A 13,382-nucleotide genomic window follows, 5' to 3' on the forward strand; every position below is an offset into this window, starting at 1 on the left:
GTGCCGGTTCCGATACTTTGCAGTGGAATACGACTTTGCTCAGATCATTCGGTCAGTTCAGCTCCGGATGCTGTGTTCGACTGCATTCGTAGTTGATCGTCCAGATTTTGCATGTGCTGACGGTATTGTTGATCAAGTACGTCAAATGTGACCCCGCTGATAGCCTCGAATGATGGTTCCACGTTCAGGGTTTCTCGGGTTGGGCGATAGGCTGCAGACAGCAACTGCACAAAGGCATCTTTGTAGACCCCATCATCGAAGTGCATCATGAAATGGGTCAGGCCGGACGCCTGAGTGTATAGCTGCGCTACATGCGGACTGTTCTGAAAATCGGACTTGCCAAGCGAGCAAAACTGCTTCATTGGCATGTAAAAGCTAATCAGCGGATCGGCGCCGAGGGCTCGCTGCCTTGCCGTGTCAAAGCGCACAAATTCCGGATTGCCGACCGACAAGGAGCCCTGGTTGATTTCCAGGGATTCAAAATAACAGGCAAGTCCTTCGATCATCCAGAAGTTTGAGTTCTCACAGAGAACCCATTCGGTTGGCCTTCGAATTCGCATCTTTGCTGCTCGTATTCGAGCGGCCGCGAGTCGTTCATTCGATGTATGCAGATCCAGAATCTGGTGCGTTGCTTCGTGGTACACCGTTGAAAAATCGCTGGTATCTTCCTTCTGGTAGAAGAAGCTGGTTCGATCGGGCTGCGAATAGAATCCCGTCGTTTCAATTCCCCTGGGAATCAGGTGGGCAATGCGTTTGTTGTACTCCTCGGGAGTTGCGAAGTACTCGACCTCCATCGGACGGGATAACTGCGACTTTCGGCTGCTGCGGCTAACGGCTTCGAAGCGTTTCTCCAAAGCCTGCGGAGTGTCAAAGAAAACAGCCATGTTTCTCTGAAGCCAGTCGTAAAAGACTTCCAGTTTCTCGGAGAGCTCTACACCTGCTTCGAGGCTGACATTGGTCTTCACTCGGAAATGCTCGCTCCGCACCTCCCAGGCATTCCTGAATTCCCGACGGATTTCAGCTTCCTTCTCCCTGCTGATCCAGTCAGATTTCCAGGGGCGAAATCCCTGTTCGTATCGAGCCAGCGTAGAGGATGGAATCCAGCCGAAACGGCTGTCGTAAATGCGCCCTTCACGTCGCATTTCCTGTTCAAAAGGAGAAACCCATTCGCCGTTGTACGCGGGATCCTCTGAGCGAGCCGGATCATGATAGAGTTGTTGCCCAAGAATAGACCTCGCAAATTCGTGGTCCGGGTCGAGGCGTACCACATCCAGAATCATGGAGAAAGCGAGTGATGGAAATCCCGAACGCAGTGCGGACCTTGCGAGTGTATACATTTCGGCAGCGCGTTCGGTTCGATGGTGATTCAACTGAAGACGCCATGCCTGCTCATCCTGGGAAAGTGACGAGAGGACGGCTGGCTGTGCAAATCGATTCAGGGTTTCGGATTGCTGTCGGTTCGCAAGTTGCCTTGCCAGTTCAATCACAGAAGTCGCCCCGTCGGCCAGGTTGCGTTCGGTACACCAGGCATGGACCTTCTGCAAATCGGTGTTCATCAGGTGAAGAATCTGCTGGCGCTTTTCCTGAAACAACCGATGCCGTCGTTCTCTCGTCGCATCGTCGCCAAGCACAGTCTGGCTGAGTGCGCAGGCAAGCAACACCGTCAGCACTGTAAATCGCATGGGGGTTCTTGACATCGTTCGTCTGCGACGGCGGTCGCTCTTTCTGGGGGGCATGTCTGAGATCCTGACTATTATTTGCGAAGTCCCAATTTTGCCTTTCGATCCGTGAGGATATCAGAACGTACCCGGCCGACGAAGACCGCTGCAGAATCTCCGGAGGTCAGATGTTGATCCCTTACCTGAGCCGGTGATGCGTTGCTGCATGAATTCTCGATGCTGGAGAACAAAGATTTGCCTCCATGGAAAATTACTGGGTGTTCCCCGCACCTCGCTCGAATTTTGTGACATTGGCATTGTCAGTAGTGGTATGGCAACTACGATCCCCTTACACGGTTCAGGTTGATGGATCCTCCACGGATAGATGGCGAGAAGGGCCGACTTTGACGGTGCCTTAGATATTGCAGACTGAGTGATCTGGCCAGACCGTATTGTCTCGCAGGGGCAACCATTTCGGGTGGCTTTTGGAGCTGATTTCCGGTTCGTGGCAGATCGTTCCGAAGTACGGAAGAATGCCGTGTTTTTAGGGTTCTAATGCGGCTTCAGTGCGTTGAAGCTCCAACTTTCTTTGTTAAAGTAGCCCGGAAATTGGAAAGTCGGGCTCGTAACCTGATTTCAGGTAGGGAAGCCTTATTACTGGGAGGGTCATCGAATGATTCAAAGAAAACGAAAAGTGATCAAGCGTTTGGAAAAGAAGGCTCCGCCACCGACGGAGTTCCAGCAGCCCAAGAAAAGAAGGCCATTTACGGTCTTCCTGGTTGAAGACGATCAGTCGGTTCGAGCGTCTCTCGTTGAGGCTCTTGGTGAGCAGAAGATCACAGTTCGCGACTACATGACAGCCATGGAGTTTTACCGAGACTATCGCGAGCCGGTTCCGGGCGTTCTGATTCTTGATATTCGCCTGCCAGGTATGAGCGGGATGGAACTTCAGGAGAAGCTGATTGAAGACGGTTTCACTTTGCCAATCGTCATGATTTCTGGTCATGCCGATGTTCCGATGGCCGTTCGCGCAATGAAGAACGGTGCCTTTGACTTCCTTTGCAAGCCGATCAAAGTCGAAGAGATGATTTCTGCTGTGGCGCGCGCTTACAGCTACTACTACGAAGTCGACACAGAAGTGCTCGCAGAAGAACTTGAAGAAACCGAAGAGAGCATCAATCGGTTGACATCTCGCGAACGTGAAGTTCTCGACCACGTGGTTGAAGGACTCTCCAGCCGTGAGATTGCCGAAGAGCTTGGTGTAAGTACCAAGACAGTTGAGGCCCATCGAGCACGAATCAACGATAAGATGCGGGCTGATAACGTCTCACATCTGATTCGGATGTGCTTTGCGTATAACGAGGAACACAGCGAGTAAGCCACGCTTTGTTCAAAATTCCAGCCGGATGAAAACACCGTGCCGCAGTTTTGCCGCACGGTGTTTTCGTTTGATCCCCCTGCTGCAACGAGATTCAGACTCCTGTGGCTTGCCTGCGGCTTCTGTTGCAGGCACGATACTGGAGCAAGTCTGTCCGCCACACACTCAAATGGCGCCTGCCAAAGGGGCTCCGGATGAAAAATTACTGCTTCCATTCCACCCGTCGCGCATTCCTCGCCAGTGCTACAGCGGCCCTGATGGCCCCCTCTGCAGCATCGGCCTTCGCGGCTGCAAACGATCGCATACAGATTGGTGTCATTGGTCTTGGATCACGCGGATTCAATTTACTGGATGATTTTCTGAAACACCGTTCTGCGCGAATTGTCGCATTGTGCGATGTTGATCATTTGCATTACCGCGACAACGCCTGGGGGAAAGGCCGCGCCTTTGGCCGAAAAGCGGCCGCGGACTATGTACAGAAAGCGTACGTGAAGCAGGGGAGCCCCATGTCTGCGCTTTTTCAGTGCAATGATTACCGGGAGCTGATCGATCGCAAAGACGTGGATGCTGTGGTAATTGCCACGCCGGATCACTGGCATGCCTTGTGTACTCTCGATGCGCTGAATGCAGGCAAGGATGTCTACTGCGAAAAACCAGTGACGCACCTGTTTGCTGAGGGACAGGCTGTGGTTCAGGCCGTCGCAAGGAACAAATGTGTCTTTCAGACGGGTTCACAACAACGCTCCGATCCTTTGTTCCGACGCGTGGTCGAATTGACACGCAATGGAATTCCTGGTGATGTGCAGACGATCGAGGTGGGGTTACCACCGGGGTACGACAAGCCTCAGGGGGATACGACGGTGCAACGTCCCAGAGCGGATCTGGACTATGAAATGTGGTGTGGACCTTCGCCCGTCCTTCCACTGATGCAGGCGCGGCATCATCGCTGGTGGCGTGGGCATCGTGCTTATGGCGGAGGTGTGCTCATGGATTGGATTGGGCATCACAATGATATCGCGCACTGGGCAATGGGTGTCGATCGTGCGGGCCCGGTTACCGTCGAAGCCACCGGGTGGACTTTTCCGGAGACCGATGTCTACAACACTCCGCATGAGTACACGATTCGATGTGCCTACGCCAACGGGGTGCATTCGACAATTTCAACCCACAACAGGCAGGGGCTGAAAATTATCGGCACCAAAGGCTGGGTCTGGGTCAACCGAGGCAGAATTGAGGCATCGGACGCCACCTGGCTGGAACCTGGGTTTTCACCGGGGGCTGTTAAAGTGACCGTCTCAGACGATCATGTGGGCAACTTCCTGGACTGCATCCGAACCCGAAGTGAATGCATTGCTCCCGCTGATGCTGGGCATCGTTCCATTACGCCGGGGCACCTGGCCTATGTCTCGAATCATCTGAAGCGAAAGCTGGCCTGGGATCCGGTTGCAGAAGTCTGCCCGGATGATGCGGAAGCGACGGAACTGTTGAAGGCAACGGACTATCGAGAACCGTGGAGGCTGGCGTAAGCAGATTGCGTATGTGCAGTCAGTGTATCGGCGGATTCAGCTAAGCCGAGGTCCAAGGCTTTGGGTGAGTGAGTCTGTGATCGCGGCCATCGCCGCGGTTTGGACGGAGACGGAGGCAGCTAACAGCTGACACGAACCAAAGCTTGCATCCAGTGCCTGGCTCCTGGCCAAATCCGCAATTCGTGAGAGAAGAGAGGGTTCGAATGCCAGTATTCGACTGTGAACAAAAAGAGTGGCCGGATTTAGTAAGTTGATTGCTGAGGCGACGACTTTAGCCATGGAGTGGCAGGCGAGTTCAAGTTCATCCTCAAGTCGAATCGCGCCGGACTGGCACTCCTGCCAGAGCTGGTCAAGCGACATATGGCGGCCGATGCGTTCGCAAACGGCTGCGAGGAAATCTGAATCCGTCGTGACCTGCCGCTTACCACTGTCGTCACTGTTCAACATTGCTGGCGGCGAAATCTGGCCTGCGAGACCGTTCCGTCCGGCGATGAGGTCTCCATCACTGTAGATTCCAAGCGTGGGGCCATCTGCCATGTCTACCATGACAAAGTCCCTCAGCCAGCGAGCATGTCCGAAGAGTCGTTCAGCCATCGCCAGCGACTGTCCCTGAGGGCGGGTTGCAACCTGAATGCCCGCCAAATTACTAAGGTCCGCGCTGAGCGACCGGCCCACAAGGAAGGGTGCCAGTTCTGAGTGGACAACGATCTGGCTTTGTCGACTGATGAGACCCGGAACACAGACTCCGACACCCAGCAGGCGAAACCCCTCCGTTTCCTGGATTTTCTTGACGCAGTCAGCCAGTAATTCCACAAACGTTTGGTAATTCGATGGGGTCGGGAAACTAAATGCTCGGTGGACATCCACTTCACCATCAATGGCTGCCGTGGTAACGCCGCTAAAAAATTGACCTATGGTCACACCTACAACTCGGGAGCCCTGCTTGGCAATTCGCAGGCGTTTACCAGGACGCCCCAACAGGTTCTCGGAGACGTCAGTCTCTTCAACCAAACCTTGTTCAATCAGTTCAGCAACCACCTTCGAAACTGTGGGTGCGCTGATGCCGGTTTCACGCGTGAGGTCAGCGCGCGAAAACGGCCCGTTTTGTTGAAGCTTCTCGAAGACGGATCGAACCGTCATTTTCCGAAGGAGACCGGGCTGAATATCCGAAGCCATTTTGCAGTCAGATCGAAAGAGGTTCACCGAGGAATTCCCGGCTTCGCGACCCCATCAACACCAATGGTTCCATCAGGTGTCGCAGAAAAACGAAGTTCAGATTAAATATTAGTCCCGAAGTAGTTTGTGGCTCCGTGGGAGGTCAGCTGAGGCGACAAAAGGCCACGTGATACTTAACTTTGCCAACGAATCGGAGGGCGGTTCTCGATTTCGAGGGCAAATGAAAATGACGCTGAGGGCTGTCCAGCTCAGAGTGTATTTCGGGGCAGGAGACGGTTCATCAGGCCGGCTTCCTTCTGGATGTCAACGGAGCGTAGGGTAACTCCTGATCTGCATTGACCGTCTGAAAATCATCGTAATTGTGACAACACGATTCGTAATCTTCGCGAATCGTTGTCCATGGTCGAAAAAGAAAGGCATTGTCGCCGGGATCGTTTTCGTGGCTGATACTTGAACCATCCAACGCAGCTAAGGGCTGTCGAATTTGTATGTGCACGACGTCCACCATTCCCCAACGGTGTCCCGATGACCTCTGCTTCTCGTAATGCTTCTTATCGCTTCGATAACAAACACGACCTCCAGCACCAGTTTGTCGCATCGATCCGTCGCATTCAGCTCACGGATGTGACTGCATCATTTGATGAGCAGGAGGTCAGGTTGACGGGGCAGGTTCGTTCATGGTACGAGAAGCAGCTTGTTCAGGAATCTGCCCGATCATTTGTGCCTGAACTTCGAATTGCGAACCTCGTCAGCGTCCGGCCAGAGTGAGTTCGGGTGGCGAATCTGCCGGACCGCGGCATCTGCCAAACAGGGCAAGTAAGGCGGGCAGCAGAACCAGGTCACCGGGCAATGCAGCCAGCATCGTGATGGCGGTCAATTCGGCAAAACGTCGAGTGGGAACGAAGTCGGAACAGAATAACACGCTCAGGCCACACACAATCAGGATGCTCGTCAGGACTATCGCTTTTCGGCTGGTGAGTATGGTTTGCCAGACTGCTTTCTGACGGTTTCCCGTAAGCTCGGATTCCTGCCGGAATCGTGCCAGGAAATGGATCGTATCGTCGACCGCGATCCCAAGGCTGATGGCGAAGACAATCACGTTACCAGCGGTCAGCTCAAATCCGCGTAGTTGCATCCATCCAACTGTCATGACCAGTGGAAAAAGGTTGGGTACAGAAGCCACAAGTCCAGTTCGGATGGAGCGAAACAACACCGCAATCAATGCGAAAATAACGCCGGACGCAGCAATCAGTGACACGAACAGGTCCCGCACAAATTCATCCATACAGACGGCGTGTAAAGCCGCGTCACCAGTGACATGGCACCCCAGCGTGGCTGGCATATTCCGGCGCAGCCGCAGCTCTACATCGGCAATCAGCTCCTTGAGTCCAGCGCTGCCAACATCATGTACCCGCATCATTATGCGTGCTGATTTCTCTGGTTCTGAAAGGAAGTCCCTTGTGATTGGAGTGAGATCATAGCGGTTCGTAACTCTGCGGATTCTTCTGAGTGCGGCGGCGGCGATTCCGGGATCATCGGACATTGATCTCGCGTCAATTGCTGCGAGTACCTGAAGGTAATCCCGATAAAATGTGACTCGACGATCTTCTGACATCTGCTTTCGGAATTGTTGCAGGCCGGACGCAACCTCGGGAGAAAAGAATTCATCCGGGTCCTCTGCCTGAATCTGTACTTCCAGAGAGATGATTCCAGAGAGCTTTTCATCCAGCAGATGCACTGTTTCCATGGCAGGGTTGTCAGCTTCATAGGTTTCGAAGATGAAAGAATTGACCTGCATATCGCGCACCCACCACAAAGTCGCGCCGGCAAGAATCACATGCAGAACAACGACTACGACAGCGTTCCGGATGATCCATGCCCAGCCAGCATCGAAGACAGGGGCAACTCGGCCAGTGACTTTCCTGAGTTGGGTATATCGTTGACTTGCCCGGGCTGCGGCTCTATGTGCCTGCAAACGCAGATGGTCACCGGCAATTGTCAGGCCGGACGTGAGTACGATGATGAGACTACAGTAGCTGAAAAGCATTGAAACAGATGCCTGAATGGCCAGCGTCCTGAGCAACTCTGATCGAGCCAGAAGCAGACTCCCAAACCCGATGGCGGTGGTGGCCAGCGTCAGGAAACAGGTCACCGACATTTCATTCATGACTTCCAGCGTGACCTCCCTGACAGGGCGATTTCCAGCACCGATTAGTTTTTGGAAGCGATTGACGATGTGCACGGCATTGGCGGCAGCGATAATCAAAGCCAATGGGGGAACGACGTTGCTCAGCAGATTGAAAGGCTGGCCCGTCCAGCCCATCAAACCGACTGTATTGCCAACGGCCAGCATTACGGCCAGAAGCGATAGTGAAGTCATTATCAGGCTTCGAAACATAATGGCTGAGACGACGACGAACATGAACGCACAGATGGGCACCATCATTGTTTGATCGCGCTCGAGGCTGCGAATAATGTCAATGCGTATCGGTGGCACTCCACTCAGTCGCACGCGCGTTGCGGAGGGGAGTTGGCTTTGGTGAATGATCTGTTCGATTGCTTCGACCGGCGGCGTAATCATCCCTATACCGCGGAGACTGGAATCCAGTGTGACGACTGTCAGCAGGAGTGTTCGGTCATCGCTGATTAGCAAATCGTTCAGCAATGGAAGGCGATCGAGACGTTCGCTGATTCTCTCGTCCGTCGAAAGGTCGGACGCAGTCAGCAGGGGCCCCCATCGGATCGGGTCATTGACAGGAGTGTCCCGCAACGCTGCATTCAGATCGATCCGTGGACGCTGCAGCGTCGCCAGTGACGAGACATGCTCAACATTGTCGACGTGACTCACCGAAGCGCAGAATTCATCCAGCCATCGAAAACAGTCACCTCGAAGGAGGGAACGTCCGTCTGTTGATTCAAGAACCACCAGGCAGACGCTGTCTTCAAAACGGAACAGCTGTTTATGTCTGTTGCAGAATGCGACGATTTCATCCTGTCCGGAATAGACAGATTCCGGGGAAAAATCGAACTTCAGCCACAAGCATCCTGTCGTCAGGACGGCTGACAGTATCAACCAGCCAGTGAGTGCGGTGCGGGGGAAGTTGATCAGGATCTGAATGTACTGCTGTTTCATACGACAGGGAATTTGGTAAACCACACCTCCAATTGCAATCCACAGGAATCCAGAACCTCCAACTGGCGTTCGACGAGTCTGCTATGACCAGTTTTGATACGTGTTTCGCCAATCCATGGAATGAACTGGCTGGTGCACGGCGATTACATGTTCGATGGTTACTGCGGCCTGACGATGCGCCATTACGAAATGTGGAGGTGGTTGTAGAATCCGGCTTCCTGACTGAGGTTCGGCATATGCCCGAATCTGTGAGTCATCGGGCAGATCCCGTCGTGCTCATGCCTGCTCTTGTGAATGCCCACACGCACCTGGAATTCTCTGACCTGGACACACCGGTCTCTCCCGCCCTTCCATTTCAGGACTGGATTACATCCGTCATTCAGAATCGTCGGAATCGGTCAGCGGTTTCGACCCCACTGCAGGGACTGGCCGATGCGTCGATCATGGCCGGGCTCAGCGAAAGCCGGAAATTCGGTACGCTGGCAACAGGAGAAATTACCACACAGGATCTGTCCGTGGATCTCTGGAGTCGGTTTCAGCAAACATCGACGATCAGCTTTCGTGAATGCATCGGTTTGCAGCCGGAATCCATTCAGAGGCAAATTGAGAACGCGCAACTTCACCTGAAGAATGGTGTCGAAGGAATCACGGGGTTGAGTCCCCACGCGCCCTACACGGTGCATCCTGAGTTGTTCGACGAATTGATCCGGATGGCCTCTCGTCATTGCGTGCCGGTGGCCATGCATTTGGGAGAGACAATCGCGGAACGTCAGTTGCTGCTGGATGCGACGGGGGCATTTCGGAGTTTCCTTTCAGAAAGGCAGTTGTGGAATGCGTCAGCATTTCCAGCCAGTCGAACTCTGCTGAATTATCTGAAGCCCATGGCAACGCTGCGTCGTGCTCTTGCCATCCATTGCAACTATTTGTCAGAGCCGGAAATGGAGTTTCTTGCGGAGAATCCGAATGTTGCAGTTGTCTTCTGTCCGCGGACACATCAATTCTTTCAGCATGGATCACATCCCTGGCGGCGGCTGAGGGATGCCGGTGCAAGAGTTGTTCTGGGAACGGACAGTCGTGCTTCAAACCCGGACCTGAGTATCTGGAGAGAACTGCTGTCCATTGTTCGACAGCATGAAGGTGCCCGTCAGGTGAGCCTGGATGGGATCGCTCGGCACCTGCCTATGATCACAACGGATTCCGCCGATGCGCTGGGCCTGAACTCACAACATTTTGCATTGCAATGCGGTCAACCCTTCCACGCGGTCGCCGTTCCGATGGTTCCTGAAACCGGGGCGATCGCCGACATGCCTGCTGCTGTGTTTCACTGTGGTGAACGAATAGAAGTTCGCTCCGACAATTGATCCGGCGGCGGTGTTGCGGCCACACCGCCGGTGTCCTTGACTGCCCACAGGTGCAGCTCCGTGAATCCTTTCTCAGATGGCGCGCGCTGAAACGGCACAAGTGTAGTCATCCGCGCGCATGCGCTGGGTGCCGCAGCCTTTTGAATTCGGGTCCCCGGCAATTCTCAGGACAGGAAAAGTTGCCGCGCGGGACAGTGCCGACGCCTTATATTACGGCTGCATCCGGCCAGCCTGCTTTGCAAACGGGAGCCATCTGGCTGCTCTGCGTCGGTTGCCCTCATGAGTAACCTGACAGGCAAGTTGCCGCAAAGGCCCGGACCTGTACTCATTGGCACCGCAGTTGCTTTCAGATAAAACGGGAGTCATGTGTCCAGTTTTGGGTGAAAGCGGAAAGGTCTTCTCAAATGTTTTGTAATCAGTGCGAACAAACGGCTCACGGAATTGCTTGCTGCGACACCGGTGTCTGCGGAAAAGACCCGGATATGCAGTCGTTGCAGGAGACATTGCTCTACGGTGTGAAAGGGATGGCATCGTATGCTCATCATGCTCGCCGACTGGGTAAGACGGATGAGGAGGTGAATGCGTTTATTGAAGAGGCGCTTTTTGCGACCGTCACGAATGTGAACTTCGACATGGGGAGTCTGCTGGAACTGGTGCTGGAATGTGGCCGAATGAATCTGCGTACGATGCAGATGCTGGACGAAGGTCACCGCGAATCTTTTGGGGAACCATCACCAACAACGGTTTACGAAGGGACAAAACCCGGGCCTGGCATACTGGTGACGGGACACGATTTGCTGGACCTTGAAGATATTCTCAGGCAAACGGCCGGTACCAATATCAACGTCTACACCCATGGCGAAATGCTGCCAGCCCATGCCTATCCGAAGCTGAGAGCCTACCCGAACCTTGCCGGACATTTTGGAGGAGCGTGGCAAAAGCAAAAAGTAGAATTTGGTCAGTTCAATGGCCCGGTCGTTGCCACAACCAACTGTGTGCTGATTCCCTGGGAGTCTTATCGAGATCGATTATACACGACGCGAACGACCGCCGTTCCCGGTGGGAAACGTATCACAACACGGGATTTCAGCGAGGTCATTGAGTGTGCGAAGAAGTGCGAACCGCTCAGAGAGATGAAGACAGGTGAATCCACCGTTGGATTTCACCATGGCGCGATCCTGGGAGTGGCAGACAGGATTGTCGAAGCGGTCAAGTCCGGTGAGATAAAACACTTCTTCCTGATTGGCGGATGCGACGGAGCAGAACCAGGGCGTAACTGGTATTCACAGTTCGCACAAAACGCACCGCAGGATTCCATCATCCTGACGTTGGGGTGTGGCAAGTATCGCATTCGAAATCATGACTATGGCACCGTGGCCGGGCTTCCGAGATTTCTGGACATGGGGCAATGCAATGACGCATACGGTGCCATTCAGGTTGCTTCAGCTCTTGCATCGGCCTTCAACTGCGGCGTGAATGATCTGCCTCTGAGCATTGTACTCAGCTGGTTCGAACAGAAGGCGGTTGCCGTGTTGCTCACCCTGCTCTATCTGGATGTCAAAGGGATCCGGATTGGCCCGGCCAAGCCAGCCTTTTTGTCCGACAACGTGATGCAGCTGTTGAAAGACAAGTACGATCTGAAGCTGATTGATGGAAATCCGCTTGTTCAGCTGAAAGCCGCTCTGGCATAGGTCCGTAAGTGGATACCGGGCTTCGGGATTGGTTTCCCGGGCATCACTCGTCTGTGCACAGGCTTCGATTGTCAACGAATCGAAGCCCCGCACAGGCCCGGGGAGCCGGATTGTTGATTGATGCGTACTTGTTCCGGATTCCTGCATGGGATCTATCTGAACAAAGCACCAACCGAGTCGACTGCCGTCACGGATTCACAACGTTGGTCGGGTGGCCGTCCATGAATGCGAGGATGTTATCCACGCAGCCCTTTGTCAGAAGATCAATGCCCTCTTGCGTCTGATCGGCGCTGTGGGGTGTGAGTACGACATTCGGGCACGTCAGCAATGGATGCGTATGATCGATGGGTTCATTGTCAAACACATCAATCCCGGCTCCGAATAAATGTCCGGACTGAAGCGCGTCGACCAGAGCCCGTGTTTCAACAATTCCAGCTCGTGCTGTGTTGATCAGGATGCTGCCGGGTTTCATGTGTCGAATGCGGTTTCGATTCATCAGATGGCGAGACTCGTTGGTCAATCGGCAATGCACGCTGATGACATCGGACGTCGCAAGGACATTCTCAATCGGCAGATATTCAAAACCCAGCGCTGCCGCTTTTGAAGCGTCCGGGTGGAAGGTCCATGCTTTGACACTGAGCCCGAATGCCCGACAAAACCGAATCATCTGACACCCAATGTTGCCGGTGCCAAGGATACCGATCTGTTTATCGAGCAGAGAAACGCCGAGATCTCCGGACCATCGGCCGCGCTGCAGTTCGGCCGTCATTTGAGGAAGCTTTCGAGCTGTGGAAAGCATCAATGCGAAAGCATGTTCCGCAACAACGCCGGCAGTTCGCCCCGGGATGTTGCAAACGACAATTCCTTGTTCCGAGGCGGCACCCAGATCGATTGCATCGTATCCGATGCCACAGACGGCAATCATTTTCAGCCGGGGCAACTGGCGAATCACTTCGCCTGAAAAATGGATCGCGCCCCGTGAATTCAAGAGGATTTCAGCATCCTGAAGGCGCGCAAGTTTTTCGTCGTCCGAAACCGGGCGATCGGTGAACAATCGAACTTCGGCGGATGTACGAAGTTCGCTCAGGAAGGGAGAACGCGCCACGAGTGGTGGATCGTCCCCGGGAATCACAACAAGGGGACGCTTCACTGGATCTGGTCACATTGATCGGTTTCGCCCTGCCCAGTCTCGCACCGCCCAGTCTCGCAGGCTTCGGACGGCTTCTGGTGATTTGGGAGTGGGTCGTCGATTGAATAGTACTGTCCGTCCGTGCGTCCCATCGGCTCATGGTAATTCAGCCTCCACAATCGATGAGGCTTAAGTTCGTGCATGATAGAGCTGCATCCCGCACTGCCGAGGGCAAGAATCATCAGGAAATGATTCAGGATCTGGATGGAGTGTCGCTTCATGGTTTGGCTTTCTCTGGGACGATGCAAGTCAGGATTGATGGATACGTAT

The 13,382-nt window shown here is 53.9% G+C and carries 11 protein-coding genes; 5 read left to right on the top strand and 6 right to left on the bottom strand.

Annotation, left to right across the window (positions count from 1 at the left end; all coding sequences use genetic code 11):
• Window positions 1-44: 44 nt before the first annotated feature.
• Window positions 45-1,697, bottom strand: coding sequence for a hypothetical protein (locus R3C20_20955; GenBank protein MEZ6042979.1), 1,653 nt, complete (start codon window positions 1,695-1,697; stop codon window positions 45-47).
• A gap of 634 nt (window positions 1,698-2,331) precedes the next feature.
• Between R3C20_20955 and R3C20_20960 the strand changes: the two genes are divergently transcribed.
• Window positions 2,332-3,036 carry a response regulator gene (locus R3C20_20960; protein ID MEZ6042980.1) on the top strand — a complete coding sequence of 235 codons (705 nt, stop codon included), beginning with the start codon at window positions 2,332-2,334 and terminating at the stop codon, window positions 3,034-3,036.
• Window positions 3,037-3,230: 194 nt separating this feature from the next.
• On the top strand, window positions 3,231-4,562 hold the full coding sequence (locus tag R3C20_20965) for a Gfo/Idh/MocA family oxidoreductase (GenBank protein ID MEZ6042981.1): 1,332 nt from the start codon (window positions 3,231-3,233) through the stop codon (window positions 4,560-4,562).
• Window positions 4,563-4,598: 36 nt separating this feature from the next.
• Here R3C20_20965 and R3C20_20970 read toward each other — a convergent pair whose 3' ends face one another.
• Together R3C20_20970 and R3C20_20975 are read right to left on the bottom strand one after the other, a co-directional pair.
• Window positions 4,599-5,738 carry an ROK family transcriptional regulator gene (locus R3C20_20970; protein ID MEZ6042982.1) on the bottom strand — a complete coding sequence of 380 codons (1,140 nt, stop codon included), beginning with the start codon at window positions 5,736-5,738 and terminating at the stop codon, window positions 4,599-4,601.
• A gap of 280 nt (window positions 5,739-6,018) precedes the next feature.
• A complete protein-coding gene (locus R3C20_20975) occupies window positions 6,019-6,234 on the bottom strand; it encodes a hypothetical protein (protein ID MEZ6042983.1) in 216 nt (71 codons plus the stop codon).
• Window positions 6,235-6,263: 29 nt separating this feature from the next.
• Between R3C20_20975 and R3C20_20980 the strand changes: the two genes are divergently transcribed.
• Entirely contained in the window at window positions 6,264-6,506 is a 243-nt protein-coding gene (locus tag R3C20_20980; GenBank protein ID MEZ6042984.1) for a hypothetical protein, read from the top strand.
• On the opposite strand, the gene R3C20_20985 is transcribed toward R3C20_20980, so the two are convergent.
• The gene (locus R3C20_20985) at window positions 6,487-8,871 is read right to left on the bottom strand and encodes an MMPL family transporter (protein MEZ6042985.1); all 2,385 of its coding nucleotides are present in this window, start codon (window positions 8,869-8,871) and stop codon (window positions 6,487-6,489) included. The genes R3C20_20980 and R3C20_20985 overlap by 20 nt on opposite strands.
• Before the next feature lie 83 nt (window positions 8,872-8,954).
• Here R3C20_20985 and R3C20_20990 point away from each other — a divergent pair, with 83 nt between their 5' ends.
• Together R3C20_20990 and hcp are read left to right on the top strand one after the other, a co-directional pair.
• On the top strand, window positions 8,955-10,232 hold the full coding sequence (locus R3C20_20990) for an amidohydrolase family protein (GenBank protein MEZ6042986.1): 1,278 nt from the start codon (window positions 8,955-8,957) through the stop codon (window positions 10,230-10,232).
• Between the two features lie 404 nt (window positions 10,233-10,636).
• A complete protein-coding gene (gene hcp, locus R3C20_20995; protein MEZ6042987.1) occupies window positions 10,637-11,923 on the top strand; it encodes a hydroxylamine reductase in 1,287 nt (428 codons plus the stop codon).
• A 187-nt stretch (window positions 11,924-12,110) separates the two neighbouring features.
• Here hcp and R3C20_21000 read toward each other — a convergent pair whose 3' ends face one another.
• Complete coding sequence (locus tag R3C20_21000) at window positions 12,111-13,073, bottom strand: 2-hydroxyacid dehydrogenase (protein MEZ6042988.1); 963 nt, start codon at window positions 13,071-13,073, stop codon at window positions 12,111-12,113.
• Window positions 13,070-13,333: a hypothetical protein gene (locus R3C20_21005; protein MEZ6042989.1), complete on the bottom strand. Its 264-nt coding sequence runs from the start codon at window positions 13,331-13,333 to the stop codon at window positions 13,070-13,072. Before R3C20_21005 ends, R3C20_21000 begins: the two co-directional genes overlap by 4 nt.
• Between the last annotated feature and the right edge of the window lie 49 nt (window positions 13,334-13,382).

This window comes from Planctomycetaceae bacterium, from assembly GCA_041398825.1.
Classification (GTDB): Bacteria; Planctomycetota; Planctomycetia; order Planctomycetales; family Planctomycetaceae; genus F1-80-MAGs062.